This window comes from Komagataeibacter rhaeticus (assembly GCF_003207855.1).
Lineage (GTDB): Bacteria > Pseudomonadota > Alphaproteobacteria > Acetobacterales > Acetobacteraceae > Komagataeibacter > Komagataeibacter rhaeticus.
Map to the genome: position 1 here is coordinate 116,143 of NZ_NKTZ01000005.1, position 21,701 is coordinate 137,843.

The following is a 21,701-nucleotide window of genomic DNA, read 5'->3' on the forward strand; positions in this document are numbered from 1 at the left end:
CGCCTGCGGGGTAAGGGGCGGCATCATGCCGCGCGTTCCGGCACAATCAGCTTCAGGGCAGCCGTAATCTTCGCATTCAGTTCCGCGCCCTGACGGAACTGCGCCTGCAGGGTTTTTTCAAGTACCGCAAAACGTTCGGCAAATGGAACGCTGTCCTCTACGGTCTTTTTCTTACCCACATAACGCCCTGGTGTCAGGACAAAGCCGTGGCGTTCCACATCTTCCAGTGTAACGGATTTGCAGAAGCCCGGGATGTCCCCATAAGGCCCGGCCCCCTTTTCGCCGCGCCAGGCATGATAGGTACCGGCAATAAGGGCAACATCCGCATCCGTCAGCTCACGACGGGTGCGATCGACCATGATGCCGAGTTTGCGGGCATCGATGAACAGTATTTCCCCACGCCGGTCCCGCCAGCCTTTCGGATTCTTGTTGCGGGCAAGGAACCACAGGCAGGCGCGGATCTGTGTCGAATAAAAAAGCTGGCCGGGCAGTGCCACCATGCAGTCAACAACGTCGGCCCCGACCATGCGGCGGCGGATGTCGCCTTCACCATTCTGGTCCGACGACATGGAACCATTGGCCAGGACCACGCCTGCCATTCCATCGGGAGCCAGATGCCATAGAATATGCTGGAGCCATGCATAATTGGCATTGCCCGCGGAGGGTTTGCCATACTGCCATCGCGGGTCCTCCTCCAGCGAGGCGTTCCACCACTCCGAAACGTTGAATGGCGGATTGGCAAGGATGGTATCGAAGCGCAGATCCTTCAGGGCATCACGCAGGAAGCTGCCTTCGTTGTTCCAGCGAATATCCGCGCCAATACCCCGTACGGCAAGGTTCATTTTCGCCAGACGCCAGGTGGTGTAATTGCTCTCCTGCCCGTAAATGGCGATATCACCCAGCTTGCCGCCATGGCTTTCCACGAACTGTTCGGACTGCACGAACATGCCACCAGAACCGCAACAGGGATCGTAAACGCGGCCCTTATAAGGTTCGAGCATGGAAACCAGCGTGCGTACGACGCTGGACGGCGTGTAGAACTCTCCCCCGCGCCTGCCTTCAGCGCCGGCAAAACCGCCGAGGAAATATTCATAGACACGCCCCAGAACATCACGGGCCTGATCTTCGCTACCGCCCATGCCGATTTCGGAAATGAGATCGACCAGTTCACCCAGCATCACGCTATCAAGTTCGCGGCGTCCATAATCCTTGGGCAGGACATTTTTCAGCTGATCGGGATTGGCCTGTTCGATTGCCAGCATGGCATCATCGATCATTGTGCCGATGGCGGACGAGCGGGCATTGGCCTGAAGATGCGACCAGCGGGCGGCTTCCGGCACCCAGAAAATGTTCTCGGCCAGATATTCGTCCGGATCTTCCGCCGCTTCCCGATCATCATGCAGAAGGGCTTCGTGATGCGCCTCGAAGGCGGTGGAGATATAGCGCAGGAAGATCAGCCCAAGTGTAACATGCTTGTAGTCCGAGGGCTCAAGGTTCTTGCGCAGCTTGTCAGCGGCAAGGAACATCTGCTGCTCAAAACCGAGATTGGCGGCGGTTGCCTTCGCCTTCCTCCGTGTTGTTTTTTTGGGGGCCGGAGCAGCGTCCGGGTTCTTGCGGGGGCGGCCACGAGGCATGGAAACAGGCTTTCACGATAACAGGACAGCACGTTACAATCTGCCTGATCAGGGTTCAATCGTCGAGGGGTGAGGGCATGCAGGGAGAGGGACCCGACGCGCCCGCCGGCCTTCACGGGCGGTCATGATGGAAGGATATTCCAGGCATCAGGCTACCGGAACCTGAGCGCATGGGCCTATATGCGGTAATCCGGCAGGCATTCCGCACTGCCCATAGCTGTATATGAGCCACGATGCCGTCCGCTGCCGCGCTCCCCTTCCTGTTTATTGATATCGAGGCGACTTCACTACACCCCGACAGTACACCCATAGAAATCGCATGGGTTACGGAAGAAGGCGATGCGGAAAGTTACCTGATCCGGCCACAACCGCACTGGACGGACTGGTCGGTGGCGGCACAGCGGTTGCATGGCCTGACCCCTGCCCTGCTGTCACGCGATGGCATGGCGGCGGGAGACGTGGCTGCCCGATTTGCACGGGCCGCACGGGGCCGGCAGGTCGTCAGTGATGCCGTTGCGTTCGATACCGCATGGCTGGGGGCATTATGCCAGAGCGCGGGTCTGGACACGCCCCCCGTTCTGCCCGTGCAGGTTGCCTATGCCAGGGCATTCAGGCCCCGGCTGGATGCGACCCTGCCATATGCAGCGCAGGCGGAAAGGGCACTGGAATGGGTAAAAGAGACCGAACGGCGTGAACAGATGCGCAGGCGCGTCCGCCACCGCGCCCTGACCGATGCACAGGGACTGCACTGGATATGGCACGAACTGGCCCGGGCATGAACGCCCGCCATACCGGCATTGGCAGAAACGGTACCACATCCCCTTGCCCCATATCCGGAAATGCCCCGTACTGAACGTGCAGTCGGCCACACCGCAGGATACCGGGATGCGTTGCCATACCAGACCCCGGACGGGCGCGAATTACACGGACCCGCCACCATCCCCGCGCCGCGCATGCCGGATGCGCCGCCGCCGGCATGCACGCGCCACATCCATGACCAGCGGGGGCAGCAGCCCACGCAGGTACACCTCCAGCCGCTGCGAAGCCGACTGGCTGTACGTGGCCAGATAGAGCGTGTCCCCGCGCCGGTCCCGCGCCTGCGGGCGGGGCGCGGTATAGAAATAGGCAATCAGCGACCGGCGTACCCGGCCGGGCCGCACCGCCGTGGGGTGTCCATGCCATGCCCGGACCGACTGTTCCATCAGTACCGTGCGGGCGAAGGACGGGCATATTTCCACGCCCCGTCGCCGGGGCCGGTCATGCCACAGTTCCAGGGCACCCCCATCTTCCCCCCGCCAGCCGGAATTGAGATAGGTAATGAGCGCCAGCCGGTTTTCCAGGTGGGTGACGGGATGATGGCCGAAATCGAGATGTACCTGAAAATGCCCCTGTCCCCCCACTTCATGCATGCCGCCACCATACAGGTAGGGATCGGGCACCAGTCCCGTAATACCGGTCAGGCGGGTAAGCAGCCGCAGGAAAGGGGCCGCATGCACGATATCGAAAAACCGCTGCACGGCGGAAGGCAGGACAGTGGTCATGCTGGTAGACCGCCGGGTCTGCATCTGGTTGCGAAAGACGTTCACATCATTCAGCGCCGACAGGTCGAATTCCCGCAATGCCCCTTCGAGCAGGGCAGCCGGGAAAAGATCATCCATGACCAGATACGGGAAAGGCCGCGCGGTCGCATAATCCCGCGCCAGCCGGTCGAGCAGCGGTGAATCCGGGCGGCCAAGTTCACGAAGCAGGGGCAGATCAGCCATGCGGCACATCCTGTAAAACCCCACAGCTTGAAAATAATTATGTCTTTTTTTGAAACCGGAACCCTAAAAAATTCATTAAAATATTGAATATAATAGACCAGTCGCTCTCATATTTAACTGAACATGGAAATGAACCCGGATTTATATTTACACCGGGTGTCAGGCTGCCCGCCGCCCCTGCCCGCATGGCAGGTGAACGCTTGTCCCCCATCCCCTTTGGCAGGCAGTCCGTGGCATACTGCGCCCCCACCCAAGGAGGTAACAGGCTTATGGAACCGTGGACTTCATTCACGCTGTTTGGAAAATCCGGCACGATCTACCAGTTCCGGCGCGTACCCACGCCACGGCCGGCGCAGGCGGCCGTCTTCCTGCTGACGACCGTCATGGGATCAACAGCCAATGGCGGGTCATGGCAGTTCGTGGAGCCCGAGATCGGCACCGTCACGTCACTGGCGGGGGAATGGGACAGCGTGATCACCCCCGCGCGCAAGGCCAAGGCGGAAAGCGATGACGTGCTGGTCTGCTTTCCTGAAAGCGGGGATGTGGCCGATGCGCTGGCGGACCTGACCGCTGGCGGGGCGCAGGCCCTGTCCGCATAACGCCTTCCCGTCCCACCGGCACAGACGTGACTGGACGCGGGCGGGGCGTGCGTTCAACACTGCCTGTCCCAGCCGGATGGAGTTCCCCGCCATGCCCCCCTGCCGCCCTGTCCTGATCGCCCTTGTGACCGGCCTGCTGGCCGCCCATGCCATCACACCCGCGCGGGCGGCCCCCGCGCGGGCCGATGACCGGCCGGTCCTGCTGCGCCACGCCACCGTCATTGACGGGACCGGCAGTCCGGCGCAGCCCGATACGGACATCCTGATCCAGCAGGGACATATCGCGCGCATCGGCCATGCCCTGCCCGTCCCGGCCCATGCCCGCATCATTGCCCTGCATGGCCAGACCGTACTGCCGGGGCTGATTTCCGACCACAGCCATGTGGGACAGGTCAGCGGCATCCAGAATGGCGCGGTGAATTACACCCGCGCCAACATTCTGGCGGCGCTGGCGCAGTACGAGCATTACGGCGTCCTGACCATCACCGCCCTGGGCCTGAACCGCTCGCCGCTGTTTGATGACCTGCGGCGCGAGCAGCATGCCGCGCTCAACCCCGGTGCCGACCTGTATGGCGTGGACCAGGGCATTGGCACACCCGATGGCGTGCCACCGCAGAACATGTTCCATCTGGGCGCCGACCAGGTCTTCCGCCCCACCACACCGGATGAGGCACGGGCCGCCGTTGACCGGATGGCCGATGAAGGCACGGACCTGATCAAGCTGTGGGTGGATGATTTCCGCAACGGAGTGCCCGGCGCGCATCCGCTGCCCAAGATGAAGCCCGCCATCTACCGCGCCGTCATTGAACAGGCGCATCTGCGCGGCAGGCGGGTGGCCGCCCATATCCATGACCTGTCCGATGCCCGGGCGCTGGTGGCTGCGGGGGTGGACATCCTGGCGCATGGCGTGCGTGACAGGCCGGTTGATGCCACCCTGATCAGCGCCATGACCCAGCAGGGCACCGGCTACATCGCCACACTGGACCTGGACGAGGCCAATTACATCTTTGCCGAACACCCTGAATGGCTGGAGGACCCGTTCCTCTCCTACGGGCTGTCACCCGCGCTGCGCCAGCAGTTTGCCGACCCGGCATGGCGGCGGAAAATACTGGCGGCCCCCCTTACCGTTGCCTCGCACAAGGCGCTGGCGGTGAACATGCGCAACCTGCTGGCCCTGTACCGCGCGGGCATCGCCATCGGCTTTGGCACGGATTCCGGGGCCACCCCCACCCGTATTCCCGGCTTTGCGGAACATCGGGAACTGCGCCTGTCCATCATGGCCGGGCTGACACCGCTCCAGGCCATAACCCTGGCAACGGGTGATGCAGCGCGGCTCATGAAACTGTCCGACCGGGGCACGATCGCACCGGGACAACTGGCGGACCTGCTGGTGGTGCAGGGGGACCCGCTGGCCGATCCGCGCGCGCTCGACCGCCTCCAGCAGGTCTGGCACCGTGGGCGGCTGGTGGCCGGGCCACTGCCCGGCCAGTTCCAGACCGGGCAGGCCCCCGCCACCCCATGACAGGAGATACGTCCATGCCCGGAAAAAAGACCCGGACCGCCCTGCACCCGGCTGCCCTGCTTGCCATGCTGCTGGCCGCCCCCCTTGCCGCCTGTGCCGGCCCCACGGGACCACAGCTGTCAGGCCCGGATGGCCCGATGATCGCCAACAATGACTGGAACGAGCATAATTACGGCATGGGCTATTATTCCGGCCCCTATGATGACGGGTTTGAAGCCGAAGGGCTGGATGGCGGCCCACCCGCCTATCTGGGTGACGAGTTCATGCGCTAGCGCGGCGCGATCGCCATGACGGACTAACTGGCTGAAACAGCCCCTTAGCAGCGGGTGGAAAAACGGTCCCACGGGGTGATGCGGGTTACCGGCAGGTCCACCGGGCGACTGAACACCTCGGCTGACAGATAGGCCAGTTCCGCCTCCACCGCGCCTTCGGCCAGGGTGATGGACCATGCGCGCGGGTTGCCATCCGTGCCGTCATTCCAGCGATAGCCGCGCTGGCGCAGCGTGTCCTTGTATTCATAGGGCGCGTTCTCGGCCCAGATCCGGCAGCGGATCTGACGTGCATTGTCCAGCAGTGCCGCCAGTGCCGGGCGCTCCGACACCGGCAGCACCCGGTCCAGGATGGCAATGCCCGCCTGGCAGTCATCCACCGCGCGGTGCCCGTCAAACCAGAACCCCGCCTGCATGCCAAGATAGGACAGCTTGCGCCCTTCATACCCTTCCGCCGCCCAGTCCACGTCCCGCATGGAGCAGGCCCACGGCTTGGTGGTGAAAACGGGACTGAAGGCTTCAGCGAATTTACGGTCAAAATTTGCATTATGAGCGATAATAAGCGAAGCGGGCGCGACAAACCCCGCCACTTCATCCGCCGAGACACGCTGCCCGGCCACCATGTCGGGCGTGATGCCGGTCAGCGCGGTGATCTGGGGTGGAATGGGGCAGGATGGTTCCCGCAGGCGGCTGAACGGTTCCAGCGTGCCCAGAATTTTCCCCTCCAGCGTATAGACGAAGGGTACGATGCCGAATTCGATAATCTCGTCCTTTGCGGCACTCAGCCCCGTGGTCTCAAGATCCAGAAACATGCCAAGCCGCGTGCCGCCGCCCTGCGCATCGCCGCCAGCGGGATACTGCGCCAGCACCCGCGGCGTGAGCGGGCGCAGGACCCGGTAGCGGCCACTTCCCTCCAGCGTGCGGGCCAGCCGTTCCATCTGCATGGGGTCGGGATCGGTCATGACGGGATCATCCATTGGGTCGCATCTCCTGACTGGTGGGGTTCCATGGATATGCGAACCGGCTGCACACCTGTCCAGACGGAAGTGACGTTGCGGGAGGACATCCGCTGTAATATTACAAATATTGTCAGGCCATCCGGTACTGACCCGGCACACCTTACGCGCATACAGGATACGCCATGGCACAGACCGCCGGGCCGACCCCACCCCCCGGCGGCGGGCAGGCCGACGGGCATGCCACCCCGTCCCGCCCCCACCGGCTGGAAGATCATGGCCATGACAGGATCATCCGCGTGGGGCAGGTGGACCGCATCTGGTCGGATTTCTACCACCATGCCCTGACCGCGCCGTGGAGCACGTTCTTCTGGGGCTCGCTGCTGGTCTATGTGGCGGTCAACCTTGTCTTTGCCCTGCTCTACATGGCCGACAGCGGCGGGGTGAACGGCGCGCATCCGGGCAGCTTTGCCGATTTCTTCTTCTTCAGCGTGCAGACACTGTCCACCGTCGGCTATGGCGGCATGGTGCCGGTCAGCCGCACCGCCAACCTGATCGCAACGGTGGAGGTACTGGGCGGCATGATGATCAACGCCCTGGCCACGGGCCTGATCTTTGCCCGGTTCTCCCGCCCGCGCGCGCGGGTCATGTTCAGCGACAAGGCGCTCATCCTGCCCGAAAACGGACAGATGCACCTTGATATCCGCATTGCCAACTGCAGGCGCAGCCCGATCCTGTCGGTTGATGTGGAATTCGCGCTGGCCCGGCTGATCCGCATGCCCACGGGGCGGGTGGTCCGCCAGTTCGACCCGCTGCTGCTGCAGCAGTCCCATGTGCCCGTGCTGCGCTTCGCCTGCACGCCCACCCATGTGATTGATGCGCGGAGTCCGCTCCATGGCCTGACGGAGGCCGACCTGTCGGCACAGGAAGCGGAAATCATCGTCAGCCTGACCGGAACGGACGAGGCATCAGGGCAGACCGTTTTCGCACGTTCGGCTTACGGATTTGACCGGATGCTGTATAACCATCGTTTCGTTGACATCATAAACGCCGGGCCGGATGGGCGGATCACCGTTGACTATACCCGCTTTGACCATACCGAATCCCCACAGGATGAAAACGCCCTCAGGGCGGAATACCTGTCCGACCAGCCCGACTGAGCGATGGGCGGGCCACGGCGCCGCCCGCCGCCTGCGTGCGTTCGTGCTGGCCATGCTGGCCGGGACCTGCCCCCCCGGGCTGGCCCATGCGGCCACGCATGCCCGCCACGCCGCCGCACCCGCGCCACAGTCCCCGCCGCCACCCGCCATGCTGTACGGCCTGTCCGCGCCGTGCCTGAGCCATGTCATCACGGCCCCGCTGCAGACCAACAGCGGCAGCCCCCTTGTACCGGCCACGTTCAATGACACCACGGGCCTTGCGTATCTGAGCGTGACCCAGGACCAGGTGGGCGTCTATGCCACAACGGAAAAGGAATTTCCCATCCAGTCCGTCGTCAGCATCCGCACCATAGCCGGCATGGACACCACCTATACCACCGTGCTGCACAGCCTGCGCATAAGCAACGGCCTGGCCAGCGACGTGCCGGCGCTGGTCATCGGGGCCAGCATGCCCCATATCGGCACCCAGCCGGTACTGGGGGTGATCGGCTACGATGTGCTGAGCAATTACGACGTGCTGCTGGATTTTCAGGACCGGCGGATGGTCCTGTTCATGCCCGTCAGCACCCCGGCCTGCCCGCCGCTGCGTGACTGGCTGGGGGCGGACAGCATGGGTGTGCCCCTGCTGCCCGATTCGACAGGGCGCATGACCGGCATCGTCATGAAGGTGGGCGGGCAGGCGGTGCGGATGGAAATCGAGCCGGGGGCGGACATGTCCTCCCTGTCCCGACGGGACGCGAGGACACTGGGCCTGACCAGCGCCGTCCTGCACGATGACATGCATGTCCGCACCAATGCGGGAAGGATCCTCAACGGGCGGCGGCACCATTTTGACCATGTGACACTGGGCGCATGGCAGGACCTGCCGCTGGACGTGAATGTGGAAAAGACAAGCTACAGCATCCTGGCCATGAACTTCCTGCGCCGCAGGCGCGTCTTGCTGGCCTTCCCGCAGGACATGCTGTTCCTGACCCCGCAGCAGGACGTGCCCAACGACCGGGGGCAGGCCACGCATGGCATCCTCAGCACCCGCACCGCCATTGCCCGCATGGTCGACACACCGCCACCCGCGCCAGGGGCGGCAGACAGCCACACCGTGCTCCAGCCCGATACACCCGCATCCACGACAGGCACGCAGCCCGCTGCCCATTGAGCACCTGAATACAAATTTGATAAAAAACAGAAGTTTTTAGGGGCCGCCTTTTTCCAAAAAGGCGGCGGTCCCTGAAGCTGTCTGAAAAAAGCTTCACCAGAAACTTCTTTATGGTTTCAGGGTCTATGCCAGCCCCACGGCCAGCAGCCGGTCCCGGTAGGGGCCGGGCACGCGCTCCAGTTCCGCCATGCTGCCCTGCTGGGCAATGTGGCCATGCTCCATCACCACAATCCGGTCGAACCCGCGCAGGGTGGACAGCCGGTGCGCCACCGCGATGACGGTGCGCCCCACCATCAGCAGTTCAAGGGCGGCATGCACATGGCGCTCGCTTTCCCCATCAAGCGCGCTTGTCGCCTCATCCAGTATCAGGATCGGCGCATTGCGCAGGAAGGCGCGTGCAATGGCAAGGCGCTGGCGCTGGCCGCCGGACAGCATGACCCCCCGCTCCCCCACCACCGTATCGAACCCGCGAGGCATGGCGGCGATGAAACCGGCACAGCCCGCGGCCTCGGCCGCCGCCTGCACGGCCGCATCCGTCGCATCGGGACAGCCATAGCGGATATTTTCCAGCACCGAACGGCGCAGCAGGTACACATCCTGCGGCACCACCGCCATGCTGGCACGCAGGCTGGCCTCATCCAGTTCCAGGATGTTGACGCCATCAATCTCCACCGCCCCTTCCTGCACAAAACGCTGGCGCTGCAGCAGGGCCAGCACCGTGCTCTTGCCCGAACCCGATACCCCCACCAGCCCGACCCGGCTGCCTGCCGGAATGTCCAGATCAAAATGCGACAGGACGGGACGGCCGCCGGGATAGGCGAACGTCACGTCGCGCAGCCTGACATGCCCCTGGCAATTGGTATGGTGCAGGCGCACCGTCTCGGGCACGCCGCTGCGCTCATGCGCCACCAGCAGGTGGTCCAGCGTTTCCGCCAGGCGGGTGACGTGCTTCATCGCCTCCACCATGGAAAAGGCAAGGTCGCGCGTGCAGTTGAGGATCAGGAAGCCCAGCGTGGTCACCATCACCACATCGCCCGTGGTGGCCCTGTGCCATCGCCACAGCAGCACCGCCCACAGCAGCAGCCCCGTGGTCATCACGGCGGTGACGATGGAATGGATCATGCGCAGCTTTTCCATGTACCGCAGCGAGCGCGTGTGCAGCGCGGTCTCATCACCAATGCGTGCGCGCATGCGCCCGTGCTCGGCGCCGATCATGCCATAGGCGCGCACCAGCGGCAGGTTCTGCATGACGTCCAGCATCTCGCCATCCACCTCCGCCGCTTCCGCCGCGTAAGCCAGATGCAGCCCCTGCCCCCGCCCCGCCAGCCGGTATATCCCAAGCCCCAGCAGCACGGTCATGGCCACCAGCACCACCACCATGAGCGGGCTGACCGTGCCAAGCGTGGCAATGGCCAGCACCATGTTCAGGGCAGAGGGCAGCAGGTTCCACGCCGCCATGTTTTCCAGCGCCACCACGGCGGAAGCGGCGGCCGAGACACGGGCGGCCAGCGCACCGGACAGCCGGTCGGCAAAATAGGTGGCGGCATGCCCGGTCAGGTAGCGGAACAGATCCTGGCGCACATCGCTGCCCACGCGCACGAACACGCCCGACGCCATCCACCCCGCCACGCGCCAGGCCGCGTTGTCACACATGATGGTCAGGCAGAACAGGATGATGGACACCCACACCGCCCGCATGTCCTGCCCGCCCTGCGTCATGCCGTTGACCAGATGGCGGATGATGGCGGACATGCCCACATTGCACGCAACCGCAATGGCGATGGCGGTGATGATGATGGCATGCCAGCGCGCATGCAGCCGCACGTAATGCCCGATGAAGGCCAGCGGGCGATGGCGGTAGCGCTGCAGGATGGCCAGATCCGCATGCTCCGCCCCGGGCCGGAACGGGGTGGCGGCCGGGTCTGGCGGCGCTGTCGCGGCGGCCGGATTATTGACGGGTGTGGTCATGTAATGGTGCTGCCCCTGTGCATGGCGGGCGGTAAGGTCCGCAGTTCTGCCGCATTTCGCCCGGTATCATGCCTGCATGACGGACGCACCCCTCTCCCGCCTGGCGGGACGCATCACCTTCGTATCGCTACTGATCGTGTGGCTGGCCATCATGGCGCATGACCCCGTCCACCTGCCCTTCTGAAACCCGCCGCGGCGGCGGGGGTTCATGGCCGAATACCGACCGGCCGCCATATTCATGCGAGCGGTCGTATTCTTCCGCCATGATGGCGGAAAAGGACGGTCCCGTCGCCTCACGCTCCAGCCGCCTTGTGGCGCGGTCCAGCCTGCGGATGGCATCCAGCCGTTCCTCACGCCCCAGCCGGGCGGCCGAGACCGCCGCCTTCATGACCGACAGCGTGCGGTCATACACCGCCACCGGCACGGGATAGGGGTGCCGGTCCTTGCCACCATGGGCAAGGGAGAAGCGCGCCGGGTCGGAAAAGCGGCAGGGCGCGCCGTGCACCACCTCGGCCACCAGCGCCAGGGCGCGCACGGTCCGCGCCCCCACGCCGGGCACGCGCAGCAGGTCGGCAAAATCGCGTGGTCCCGCCTCGGCCGCCGCCGCCAGCGCGCCATGCAGGCGGCGCATGTTCACATCCACGGGCCTTACGTCATGATGGGCGGGCAGGAACAGGTGCGGCAGGTTCCCCTGCGCGGGCGCGGGGGGTACCCGGCCCTCGATCCGCGTGACCTCGCGGGTCAGCCCGTCTGGCCCCATGGCATGCAGCAGGTCCAGCTGCCCCCGGCGCGACGGGGCCGCGCGCCGGTCCGTCAGGTTCACGATCGCGTCCTGCGCCATGCGCCCCTCGATGGCCGCATGCGGGGCATCGACAAAACTCTCCAGCCCTTCGGAAAGCCAGTGATAGCGTCGCGCCATGCGCCGGCCCGTATGCATGCCCTGCTGGATGACCGTCCACCTGCCATCCGCCGCCACCACGAAGCCATGCAGGTACAGGTCGAATCCGTCCTGCACGGCGGCACTGTCCACCTTGGCCACCATGCGGCTGGTCGCCACCAGCGGTGTAGCATCGAGTCCGGTCCTGTCCCCCACCACCCGCAGTTCATCAGGCGTGCGGCGGGAATGGCGGCCCCGCCCGCCACACACATACAGCCCCAGTTCGCCCGATAACGGGGCCAGCCCGCGCTTGAGTGCCCCGATCACCGATGTGGTCATGCCTGATGAATGCCAGTCCATGCCCATCACCGCGCCAAAGGACTGGAACCAGAACGGATGGGCCAGGCGGCGCAGGAATTCGTCACGCCCGTAATGATGGATGACCGCCTGCGCGATCACACCCCCCAGCCGGGCCATGCGCTGGCCCAGCCACGCTGGCACACGCCCGGTATGGAGGGGCAGGTCGGCAGCGCCCGCGCGTCGGGTCATGGGGTTCCTTTCGGTGGGGGCGTGTCCCGCCCCTTCCGGCGGGCGGGGTCAGTCGTGACGGGATTCCGCCGCCCGCATGAAGGCGGCCAGTCCCACATCCAGCGCGCGACGGAGTGCCGCCAGCGTCTCCTTGCCCACATAATGCTCCATCCCCTCGGCATCGACCCGCGCGCTGGCCTCGCTCACGCCCAGCGCGCGCAGGAACTGCTCGACCAGCAGATGGCGCTCCCGGCTCTCGCGCGCCATGTCATGCCCGGCACCGGTCAGGAAGATACCACGATAGCGACGGCGCGTGACCAGTCCTTCCGCCTCCAGCCGCACCAGCATCTTGGCCACCGTGGGCTGCGATACGCCAAGGCGCGCGGCAATATCGACCTGACGCGCCTCCTGCCCGTCATTGAGCAGGTCATCGATCAGTTCGACATAATCCTCGACCAGCGCCGTCTTGCGCGCCAGACGGGCCTGACGGAACCCGGCGGACTGCATGTCCGCGTCCACCATGGTCTGCCCGGGCATGCCACGGCCCCCATCCGGGACGGGCTTAGGGTCGGGCATGCTGCGTACTCCCGCTGGCAGGCATGGCGCTAACGCGTACGGTCCGTATCGGGCATCGTGTCATAGAACCAGCATGGGCCGGTCACCTTGCGCATGGCGGCCTGCGTGGTGGGCACGGGCCTGACCACGTCGCAGCCCGGTGTCCAGCCTTCCGGTGTCATGACGGTATTGCCGTCGCTGCGGCGCAGGGCCTCGACCAGGCGGAGCAGTTCCTCCACCGACCGGCCAACCGACATCGGATACCATACCAGCGCACGGATCACGCCCACCGGGTCAATCACGTAACTGGCGCGGACCGTGGCGCTGTTCTGCGCGGTCTGGTCCAGCATGCCATAGGCGCGGCAGACCGCCATGGAAGGGTCCTCCACCAGCGGGAACGGGATCTCGACGCCAAAACGCTCCTGTATCGTCTCCAGCCACGCCAGATGGGCGTACAGACTGTCAACCGACAGGCCCAGCAGGGCGCAGTCCAGCTTTTCAAAACGATCGACCGCCTTGGCCAGCGCCATGAACTCGCTGGTGCAGACGGGCGTGAAATCAGCCGGGTGCGAGAAAAACAGAAGCCAGCGCCCGCGGAAATCCGACAGGCGCATTTCGCCCTTCGTGGTACGGGCCACGAAATCCGGCGCCACGTCGCCAATACGCAACGGACGCGCCGCAACCATACCGGCGTCCGTGGATATGCTGCCCTCAGTATTCATTCTCTGCCCTTTTGCATCTGCCGCGCCTTGACGCAACCCATCTCATAACATACATTTATTATGTAATTCACAAACTATGGAAAATATTCCATGCCAGACCCTGCCATCCAGGCCGCCACGCGCCAGATCATCACATGCCGTGAAACAGGCAGGGTGCCTGTTGTCAGGACGTTTTTCGACACCCCGACCTTTACCGCCACCCATGTCGTGCAGGACCCGGCCACACGCGCCTGCGCGGTGGTGGACAGCGTGATGGACTACGACCCCGCATCGGGCAAAACCGACCATGCCATGGCGCAGGAGGTGGCGGACTACGTCACGGCCGGAAAGCTGAAGGTGGAATGGCTGCTGGAAACGCATGTCCACGCCGACCATCTGTCCGCCGCCCCCTGGCTGCAGGAACGGCTGGGCGGGCGGCTGGCCATCGGGGCGGACATCCTTCGCGTGCAGGACATCTTCGGCAGGCTGTTCAATGCCGGAACGCGCTTCGCGCGCGACGGCTCGCAGTTCGACCACCTGTTCCATGATGGCGAGACCTTCACACTTGGCACCCTGCCCGCCATCGCCCTGCATGTGCCCGGCCACACCCCGGCGGACATGGCCTATGTGATCGGGGATGCCGCCTTTATCGGCGATACGCTGTTCATGCCCGATTACGGCACGGCACGGGCCGATTTTCCCGGCGGGAATGCACGCACGCTGTACCGCTCCATCCGCAGGCTGCTGTCCCTGCCGGACGAGACGCGGGTCTTCCTGTGCCACGATTACAAGGCCCCGGGGCGCGATACCTATGCGTGGGAAACCACCATCGGCGCGGAACGGGCCCACAATGTCCACGTTCATGACGGTGTGGATGAAGAAACATTCGTCACGATGCGCACCACGCGCGATGCCACGCTGTCGCTACCCAACCTGATCATGCCATCCGTGCAGGTCAACATGCGGGGCGGCCATCTGCCCGAGCCGGAAGACAATGGTGTAAGCTACATCAAGATACCGGTCAGCGGTTCCTGACAGACCCCGTGCCCTGTCCCGCTTTCATTTCCTACTGTGCTTATGGAGACCATTCATGACAGACACCGCGCCCTCCGCCCCCAGCCTGTCCAGTGCGGCACGGGGGCTGACCTATGATGTCGTGGTGGTGGGTGGAGGGGCCGCGGGCCTGTCCACCGCCGCCAGCATCCTCAAGCGCCGGGGCGGCATTACGGTTGCCATCATCGAACCCTCGGCGTCCCATTTCTACCAGCCGGGCTGGACGCTGGTCGGTGGCGGGGTGTTCAAGCAGTCCCAGACGCGACGGTCGGAAAAAAGGCTGATCCCGGCAGGCGCCGACTGGGTGCAGGCGGCGGCCACCGGGTTCGAGCCCGAATCCAATCTGGTGCACCTGTCCAGCGGGTCCTCCATCCGCTACAGCGTGCTGGTCGTGGCCACCGGGCTGACCCTGAACTGGGACGGGATCGAGGGCTTGGGCGAGACGCTGGGCCGCAATGGCGTAACCTCCAACTACCGCTACGACCTGGCCCCCTATACGTGGCAGCTGGTGCAGACACTGGGGCGCGGCAACGCGGTGTTCACCCAGCCCCCCATGCCCATCAAATGCGCGGGCGCGCCGCAGAAGGCGATGTACCTGGCCTGTGACGCATGGCGCAGGCGCGGGCTTGCCGACAACATCAACGTCTCCTTCCACACCGCGACACCGGGGCTGTTCGGGGTGAAGGAATTCGTGCCGCCGCTTATGGAATACATCCACCGCTACCACATTGACCTGTGCCTGAAGTCCAACCTGAAGAAGGTGGACGGCAAGAACCGTATCGCCACGTTCGAGAACGTGGCCGAGGACGGGAGCAAGACCACCACCGAGACGGAATTCGACATGCTGCATGTCGTCCCGCCCCAGTGCGCGCCCGAAGTGATCCGCAACAGCCCCCTGGCGGGCGAGGGCGGCTGGGTGTCGGTGGACCCCGCCACCCTGCGCCACACCAGATTCGAGAACGTCTTTGCGCTGGGTGATGTGGCGGGCACGTCCAATGCCAAGACAGCCGCCGCCGTGCGCGTGCAGGCCCCGGTGGTTGCGGTCAACGTGCTGGCCACGCTGGACCACAAGCCCATGGCCGCCGATTATGACGGTTATGGCGCCTGCCCGCTTACGGTGGAACGTGGCAGGATCGTGCTGGCCGAATTCGGCTATGGTGGCAAGCTGGAGCCTACCCTGCCGACATGGCTGCTGGATGGCCGCAAGCCCACCCATCTGGCCTGGTTCCTCAAGGAATGGGTGATGCCGGTGCTGTACTGGGATGGCATGCTCAAGGGCCGCGAACTGATGGTCGCCCCCCACAGGATCGGCACGCCGCGCTGAGCGGGACGCGAACCGGCACGGGACATGGCCGCGCGGGGTGGACCTCCGCGCGGCCATGCGTATGAATACGGGCATGGATACCAAGCCGCCTTCCACCCACCATGTGGGGTCCTCGCGTCCGCTTCGGCTGGCCGGTGATGTTGTCAGCCACGCCATCTATGGCGGCCCCGGCAAATGCTACCGCTATGCCCTGACGCGGACGTGGGATGCCACACGTCCCGCCGTGATGTGGCTCATGATGAACCCGTCCGTCGCCACGGAAGAGGGCGATGACCGCACCGTAGCCAAGTGCCAGCGTTATGCCCGCGAATGGGGCTATGGTACGCTGCTTGTGGGCAATACCTTCGCCTATCGCTGCACCGACCAGAAGCGCCTGACCGAGGTGCCCGATCCGGTCGGCCCCGAAAATGACAGCAACCTGCTGGCCATGGCGCGCAGGGCCGACCTGGTGGTGGCGGCCTATGGCTCGCCCCAGATAAAAAGCCTGCTGCCGCGTGGGCCGGAGGTGGTCCGCATGCTGCAGCAGCACGGGATTACCGTCAGCGCCATGCGCCTGAGCAGCAGGTCGGGCCGGCCCGAGCATCCGCTTTACCTGCCGGCCACGCTGCGGCCCACGCCGCTGCCCCCGCTCTGACCCGGAAACCATGCAGAAGTCTTTGAGTGCAGCTTTTTTCAGAAAGCTGCAAAGACCGCCGCCTTTTTGAAAAAAGGCGGCACCCAGAAACTTTTACCATTCCTTCAGCCAAATAAAGCCAGCTGCTGCGGGGCAGGCGTGCCACCGGCTGGCCTCAGCCCCGATACCGTAATGCCCATGAGCCTTATGCCCCGCGCGGGTGGAAAGCACGGCATGAACAGGCCACAGGCACGCTGCTCCAGATCGGCATCATCGCGCACCGCATCCAGCCCGGTGCGCCCCCGCACGATCTGCCTGAAATCATTGTACCGGACCTTGACCGTTACGGTCACGCCAGTCAGGTCACGGGCCTGGCAGCGGCTCCAGACCCGGTGCGCAAGCGCGCGGATGCTGACCCGTGCCGCCGCCCAGTCATGGATATCGGTATCGAAGGTCTGTTCCGCGCCAACGGACCGGCGGGGGCGGTTGACCTCCACCGGGCGTTCATCGATCCCGCGCGCGATGCCGTGATAGAAACCGGCCGCCTTGCCGAAATGCCGCAGCAGGCGCGAAAGCGGCTGGCCGCGCAGATCCAGCCCGGTGCGGATGCCCAGCGCGTTCATGCGCGCGGCGGTGGCAGGGCCGATGCCATGAAAGGCTTCCACCGGCAGGCCCGCCACGAAATCCGCCCCCATGGCCGGTGTAATGACAAACTGGCCATCGGGCTTGCGATAGTCCGATGCCAGCTTGGCCAGAAACTTGTTGTAGGACACGCCTGCCGATGCGGTCAGCCCGGTCTCGGCGTATATCTGTTCGCGGATCATGGTGGCGATGCCGGTCGCCGATGGACAGGGCAGCAGTGGCTGCGTGACATCCAGATAGGCTTCATCCAGCGAGAGCGGCTGGATCAGGCTGGTAAAACGGGAAAATATGGCCTGTACCTGCGCCGAAACCGCGCGGTACACATCAAACCGGGGCGGCACGAACACCAGATCGGGACACTGGCGCAGCGCGGTAACCGATGGCATGGCCGAACGGACGCCGAAGCGCCGGGCTTCATAACTGGCGGCGGCCACGACGCCACGGCGTCCGGCACTGCCCACGGCAACCGGGCGCCCGCGCAGGGCCGGATTGTCACGCTGCTCGACCGAGGCGTAGAACGCATCCATGTCCACATGGATGATGCGGCGGCAGGCGCGCGTCATGCCGCATCCCGGCGGCGGCCATGCGCGGCCATGCCCACGGAAGGCATGACCGGCAGGCATTCAGGCCAGATCAGCCGTTGCACTTCTTTTTCTTGAGGAAAAACGCGATAACGCCGGCAATCGCGCCGAAAACCAGGATACCCTTCAGGCAGGGGGACTTGGAGGGGCACTTGGTCGTACAGTCAGACATGGTTCATTCCTTGATAAACAGGGCCACTCCGGACCGGAGTGGCGCGCCCCATACTACCCCATGCCCGAAGCATGACCATACCGCATTTTATCGCCATGTTCCCATGCCGCCCTGACATGCGATGACAGGGCAGCCGCATTGCGTTGTGCCATCTTTTGTTACGTGAGGCGGCAGGCAATGATGGACGGACAAGAGACCGGAGTGTGAACCATGAAGAAGATTGCCCTGCTGCCCGCCGCCCTGCTCATGCTTGGAACGGCCGTCGGCGCCGCCCACGCCACGCCATCCGCCGGCCGCGCGGTCAACCGTGACTTCGCCAAGCTGTCGGCCGATGGCAGCCGCGCGTTTGACGATATCGCCATGGCGCGTACCGCACTGGCCAACAACGACACCGCCGGTGCCGTCAAGCTGCTGACCGACGCCAACAACGCCCTGAAGCGCGCCAAGAGCGACAACAAGGTGTTCATGAAGGCGGAAGCCCAGCTGACCCCGCCCAGGAAGGCCCCGACGGGTGCGCCCGCGCCCGCCGCAGCACCATCCACCAAGCCGGTCGCCTGGCTGCCGGTTGATGGCGAATATATCGTGACCGAGGACCTAGAACCCAGCTCGACCAAGGCTACCGCCGTCAGCGCGGCCAATACCAGCCTGAACAAGAACCAGCCCGCCCAGGCAGCGCAGAACCTGCAGGTCGCGGCCGTGGATGTTGACTTCGTGCTGGCCATTGCCCCGCTTGACGCCAGCGCCAGCGATGTCTACCGCGCCACCAACCTGCTGGCGGGCAAGGACACCAAGGGGGCCGACAATGCCCTGCAGGAAGCCCAGAACAGCATCCGCTTCGTATCGGAAGACATGGTCGGCACCCCCGATGGCCAGCAGCCCCAGGGGGCCGGCAAGGGCAAGAAAGCCGCCGGCAACTGATCCTTCGGATTGACTGCGCTCCCGCCCATGCCCCGCACGGGTCCGTCATGCCGCACCCTCCGGCAGGGGGGCGGCAGGACCCTCCCCGCCCGACTCCATCCGCGCATCGTCGCCTGCGCCCTGGGGATCGGGATGGGATGGGGGGCGGCGGTACTATCCCTCCATACCGCGCGGGCCGCGGGTGAGGTCCAGCTGTGCCTGGAGCGCCATCCGGTCCAGAACAGCTTCGTGCAGGCCCTGCCCGAACCCTCATCGGTACGGGTCCCTGCTGGCACGGTATTCAATTACGCCGGCCATGCCTTTGGCCCGGCCGATGACCCGCTTGATCGCGCGCATGCCAATCCGGACGGGGATGGATGGCGCGGCATCCCGGCTGCGGAAGAGACCCGGCGGCGCACCCTTCAGATGGAAGACATCGGGGGGGATGGTACCTATCACCGCCCGCAGGCCGCTCTTATGACCACGGGGGCCGCTACACTGTCACCCGCCCGTCCCTGCGCCCGCATGGGGGCCAGCGCGCTACTGTCGGTTGACTGGACGTGGACGATGGATACGATCCCCGCCCGTCCCGACATGTATTTCCAGGTCTATGGCACCGTGCGCGATGGCCAGCTGGACCCGACATTCAATAATGATTCCGACCCGTTCCAGCGGATTGCCGCGCGCGGTGGCATAAACGCCATTGTGACCCAGACGGTCGATCAGGCGCTTAGCCTGCATTCCCCTGACCTGCCGTAAATCAACGCCCCGGCACGGGCCGGGGCCATGCTACTTTAATGGTGCCGGTCCCTTTCAGCCATGGCCCCGCTGCCCGGCTGCGTATACAACCGTTGGAGCCAGTGCACGGCAGTCCGGCATGGCGAAACATAACATGTATGTTAAAGGTAATTTTATGGAGCCTGACATATGCATGGCAGTCCGGACAACCGACGGGAACTATGGAGAAAGGGATGGCGCTCTACCAGTCCGCACAGTTTATCGACCTGTGGACCGACCCTGAATTCGACAAGATCCATCCCCCCCGTACCGTCGCGCCCCATTCCGGCATTTACCGCTGCGTGGGCTGCGGGGTGGAAATCGCGGTAGCCGAAGGGCACCTGCTGCCCCCCATCCATGCCCATCCGCACCGGCTTGGCACGAAGGAGGCATGGCAGATGATCGTCTATGCCGACCACCGCCAGAAACCGGGCTGACCGTTCACCCGTTCCGTGACACGCAGCAGCTTCGGACGGCTGTTACCACCAGCCACCGCCCCACGGGCCGCCCCAGCCACCACCCCAGCCCCACATGCCCCAGTTCCATGAGGCATCTTGGTACATATCCGCCGTCATCTGCTGCTGGTCAGCCAGATTCTGCGCCTGCACATAGGACATGTAACGGCCATAGGCAGCCTGGTTGCCAACATACAGGCAGTTGCAGACCTTGGGGTCGGAATAGATGTAGAGCATATGGTCCCCGAAGGATTTCTGCAGGAACCGGTTGGGCGGCAGCTTCTGCAGCATTATCTGCCGTTCGGGATTATTGGCGGGCCTGGCAACAAAACCGGCGGCGGCAAGGCTGTTTTCCTTGTCCGCAATCTGGTCATGCACGCTTTCGCACGCTGTAAGCCCGGTGGACGCGACAAGCAGCAATGCGCCGCCTGCATAAAGATGTCTCAGCGCCCTTTTTGTTCCCATCGACATGCTGCCTGTTTCCATCCTGGTTGATGCGTGCATCCTGTCCCATGCGACGCGCGGAATAAAGATGTGACGGAAAAAACATATGCATTATTCCCGCAGAGTTTGATTTATCTCATGTCTCGAACGGTAACACCAATGCCATACCATAGGGGCGATAGGGGCATCGCATATCGAATCATCACTTAAAAACCTTGGCAGGTTCCCGTTATGGGAACCTGCCATTTTTCTTTGTGCGGATCGGGGACGCAGGCAGGCTGCGGGGTGGGCGGACCGGGTGGTTCAGGGGCCTGGCCGTTTTCAGGCCGTCGTGGCCTGCGCCATCATCCTGTCGCGTGGCGTGGGCATGGCGCCGGCTTCATCACGCAGCACATAGCCCTGCCCCCACACGGTGGCGATCAGCTGGCCCGCGCCGGCGCCCTGCAGTTTCTTGCGCAGCTTGCAGATGAAGACATCGATGATCTTCATCTCCGGCTCGTCCATGCCGCCATACAGGTGGTTGAGGAAGGCATCCTTGGTCAGGACCATGCCCTTGCGAGCAGAAGCAGTTCCAGGATCATGTATTCCTTGCCCGTCAGGTGCACGCCCTGCCCGTGCACGCTGACCTCCCGGCTGCCAAGGCACAGTTCCAGATGGCCCGCGCGCAGCGTCGGCTCGCTATATCCCTTCGAGCGCCGGATGACCGCCTGCATCCGTGCCGTCAGTTCCATGGATTCGTAGGGGCGGGTCACGTAATCATCCGCGCCGGTGGAAAATGCCCTGACCTTTGCGGTCGCGCTCTTTTCCTCTGCCAAGACCATGACCGGCGTGGGTACCCGCGCGGCGCGGCTTATGCGGATCACTTCAAAACCGTCCACATCGGGCAGGTCCACGTTCATGACCGCCAGATCATAGTTATAGGATTTTAACATCCCCAGGGCATCGTGGCCGGTGTCGACATGATCGACCGTAAATCCAGCCTTCTCCATATGCCGCGTGGTCTCTTCGACTTTCCGGGCATTGGGCTCAACTAGCAAAATCCGCATATCGACCATCCA

21 protein-coding genes and 1 pseudogene are annotated in these 21,701 nt (G+C 64.3%); 12 read left to right on the forward strand and 10 right to left on the reverse strand.

From position 1 onward, the window contains the following. Nucleotides 1-23 precede the first annotated feature (23 nt). Nucleotides 24-1,634, reverse strand: coding sequence for a type I restriction-modification system subunit M (locus CFR78_RS07595; RefSeq protein WP_034929432.1), 1,611 nt, complete (start codon nt 1,632-1,634; stop codon nt 24-26). A gap of 233 nt (nt 1,635-1,867) precedes the next feature. On the opposite strand from CFR78_RS07595, the gene CFR78_RS07600 reads away from it, so the two are divergent. Next, complete coding sequence (locus CFR78_RS07600) at nt 1,868-2,413, forward strand: 3'-5' exonuclease (RefSeq protein ID WP_051672042.1); 546 nt, start codon at nt 1,868-1,870, stop codon at nt 2,411-2,413. A gap of 141 nt (nt 2,414-2,554) precedes the next feature. Here the strand turns inward: CFR78_RS07600 and CFR78_RS07605 are convergent, their stop codons facing one another. Next, nucleotides 2,555-3,397 carry a 2OG-Fe(II) oxygenase gene (locus CFR78_RS07605; protein ID WP_034929436.1) on the reverse strand — a complete coding sequence of 281 codons (843 nt, stop codon included), beginning with the start codon at nt 3,395-3,397 and terminating at the stop codon, nt 2,555-2,557. Between the two features lie 269 nt (nt 3,398-3,666). Here CFR78_RS07605 and CFR78_RS07610 point away from each other — a divergent pair, with 269 nt between their 5' ends. The 3 genes from CFR78_RS07610 (at nt 3,667) to CFR78_RS07620 (ending at nt 5,790) form a co-directional block, all read left to right on the forward strand. Then, nucleotides 3,667-3,996, forward strand: coding sequence for a hypothetical protein (locus CFR78_RS07610; RefSeq protein WP_034929438.1), 330 nt, complete (start codon nt 3,667-3,669; stop codon nt 3,994-3,996). A gap of 91 nt (nt 3,997-4,087) precedes the next feature. Further along, nucleotides 4,088-5,518 carry an amidohydrolase family protein gene (locus CFR78_RS07615; protein WP_034929463.1) on the forward strand — a complete coding sequence of 477 codons (1,431 nt, stop codon included), beginning with the start codon at nt 4,088-4,090 and terminating at the stop codon, nt 5,516-5,518. Between the two features lie 14 nt (nt 5,519-5,532). Then, nucleotides 5,533-5,790, forward strand: a complete 258-nt coding sequence (locus CFR78_RS07620; RefSeq protein ID WP_034929440.1) for a hypothetical protein — start codon at nt 5,533-5,535, stop codon at nt 5,788-5,790. A 44-nt stretch (nt 5,791-5,834) separates the two neighbouring features. Here the strand turns inward: CFR78_RS07620 and CFR78_RS07625 are convergent, their stop codons facing one another. Next, nucleotides 5,835-6,764 carry a 3'-5' exonuclease gene (locus tag CFR78_RS07625; protein WP_084149636.1) on the reverse strand — a complete coding sequence of 310 codons (930 nt, stop codon included), beginning with the start codon at nt 6,762-6,764 and terminating at the stop codon, nt 5,835-5,837. 164 nt (nt 6,765-6,928) lie between these two features. On the opposite strand from CFR78_RS07625, the gene CFR78_RS07630 reads away from it, so the two are divergent. Further along, nucleotides 6,929-7,903 (forward strand): ion channel, encoded by a 975-nt coding sequence (locus CFR78_RS07630; protein WP_034929442.1) that lies wholly within the window; start codon nt 6,929-6,931, stop codon nt 7,901-7,903. Next, nucleotides 7,857-9,056, forward strand: a complete 1,200-nt coding sequence (locus tag CFR78_RS07635; RefSeq protein WP_240471356.1) for a retroviral-like aspartic protease family protein — start codon at nt 7,857-7,859, stop codon at nt 9,054-9,056. Before CFR78_RS07630 ends, CFR78_RS07635 begins: the two co-directional genes overlap by 47 nt. Before the next feature lie 123 nt (nt 9,057-9,179). On the opposite strand, the gene CFR78_RS07640 is transcribed toward CFR78_RS07635, so the two are convergent. The 4 genes from CFR78_RS07640 to CFR78_RS07655 all read right to left on the reverse strand — a co-directional run bounded on the left by CFR78_RS07640 (nt 9,180) and on the right by CFR78_RS07655 (nt 13,706). Then, nucleotides 9,180-11,024: an ABC transporter ATP-binding protein gene (locus CFR78_RS07640; RefSeq protein WP_181417507.1), complete on the reverse strand. Its 1,845-nt coding sequence runs from the start codon at nt 11,022-11,024 to the stop codon at nt 9,180-9,182. A 127-nt stretch (nt 11,025-11,151) separates the two neighbouring features. Continuing rightward, a complete protein-coding gene (locus tag CFR78_RS07645; protein ID WP_034929444.1) occupies nt 11,152-12,450 on the reverse strand; it encodes a DUF763 domain-containing protein in 1,299 nt (432 codons plus the stop codon). Between the two features lie 48 nt (nt 12,451-12,498). Next, on the reverse strand, nt 12,499-12,951 hold the full coding sequence (gene mntR / locus CFR78_RS07650; RefSeq protein WP_084149637.1) for a manganese-binding transcriptional regulator MntR: 453 nt from the start codon (nt 12,949-12,951) through the stop codon (nt 12,499-12,501). Between the two features lie 83 nt (nt 12,952-13,034). After that, a complete protein-coding gene (locus tag CFR78_RS07655) occupies nt 13,035-13,706 on the reverse strand; it encodes a peroxiredoxin (RefSeq protein WP_007397763.1) in 672 nt (223 codons plus the stop codon). Nucleotides 13,707-13,796: 90 nt separating this feature from the next. Here CFR78_RS07655 and CFR78_RS07660 point away from each other — a divergent pair, with 90 nt between their 5' ends. Genes CFR78_RS07660 through CFR78_RS07670 form a run of 3 tightly spaced genes read left to right on the forward strand, consistent with a single transcriptional unit; the run spans nt 13,797 to nt 16,696 of the window. After that, on the forward strand, nt 13,797-14,720 hold the full coding sequence (locus CFR78_RS07660) for an MBL fold metallo-hydrolase (RefSeq protein WP_034929447.1): 924 nt from the start codon (nt 13,797-13,799) through the stop codon (nt 14,718-14,720). 55 nt (nt 14,721-14,775) lie between these two features. Further along, nucleotides 14,776-16,062: an NAD(P)/FAD-dependent oxidoreductase gene (locus CFR78_RS07665; RefSeq protein ID WP_034929450.1), complete on the forward strand. Its 1,287-nt coding sequence runs from the start codon at nt 14,776-14,778 to the stop codon at nt 16,060-16,062. Between the two features lie 55 nt (nt 16,063-16,117). Next, nucleotides 16,118-16,696 (forward strand): DUF1643 domain-containing protein, encoded by a 579-nt coding sequence (locus CFR78_RS07670; protein WP_172459729.1) that lies wholly within the window; start codon nt 16,118-16,120, stop codon nt 16,694-16,696. Between the two features lie 104 nt (nt 16,697-16,800). On the opposite strand, the gene dinB is transcribed toward CFR78_RS07670, so the two are convergent. Beyond that, the gene (dinB, locus tag CFR78_RS07675) at nt 16,801-17,880 is read right to left on the reverse strand and encodes a DNA polymerase IV (protein WP_110581071.1); all 1,080 of its coding nucleotides are present in this window, start codon (nt 17,878-17,880) and stop codon (nt 16,801-16,803) included. 400 nt (nt 17,881-18,280) lie between these two features. On the opposite strand from dinB, the gene CFR78_RS07680 reads away from it, so the two are divergent. The 3 genes from CFR78_RS07680 to CFR78_RS07690 all read left to right on the forward strand — a co-directional run bounded on the left by CFR78_RS07680 (nt 18,281) and on the right by CFR78_RS07690 (nt 20,181). Beyond that, nucleotides 18,281-18,988 (forward strand): YfdX family protein, encoded by a 708-nt coding sequence (locus CFR78_RS07680; protein ID WP_007397755.1) that lies wholly within the window; start codon nt 18,281-18,283, stop codon nt 18,986-18,988. Between the two features lie 132 nt (nt 18,989-19,120). Then, nucleotides 19,121-19,726, forward strand: a complete 606-nt coding sequence (locus CFR78_RS07685; protein WP_034933761.1) for a hypothetical protein — start codon at nt 19,121-19,123, stop codon at nt 19,724-19,726. A gap of 212 nt (nt 19,727-19,938) precedes the next feature. Further along, the gene (locus tag CFR78_RS07690) at nt 19,939-20,181 is read left to right on the forward strand and encodes a hypothetical protein (protein WP_007397753.1); all 243 of its coding nucleotides are present in this window, start codon (nt 19,939-19,941) and stop codon (nt 20,179-20,181) included. Between the two features lie 42 nt (nt 20,182-20,223). On the opposite strand, the gene CFR78_RS07695 is transcribed toward CFR78_RS07690, so the two are convergent. Both CFR78_RS07695 and CFR78_RS07700 read right to left on the reverse strand, forming a co-directional pair. Next, on the reverse strand, nt 20,224-20,670 hold the full coding sequence (locus CFR78_RS07695; RefSeq protein ID WP_264996887.1) for a hypothetical protein: 447 nt from the start codon (nt 20,668-20,670) through the stop codon (nt 20,224-20,226). Nucleotides 20,671-20,964: 294 nt separating this feature from the next. Then, nucleotides 20,965-21,689: pseudogene (locus tag CFR78_RS07700) on the reverse strand (response regulator transcription factor). Nucleotides 21,690-21,701 lie beyond the last annotated feature (12 nt).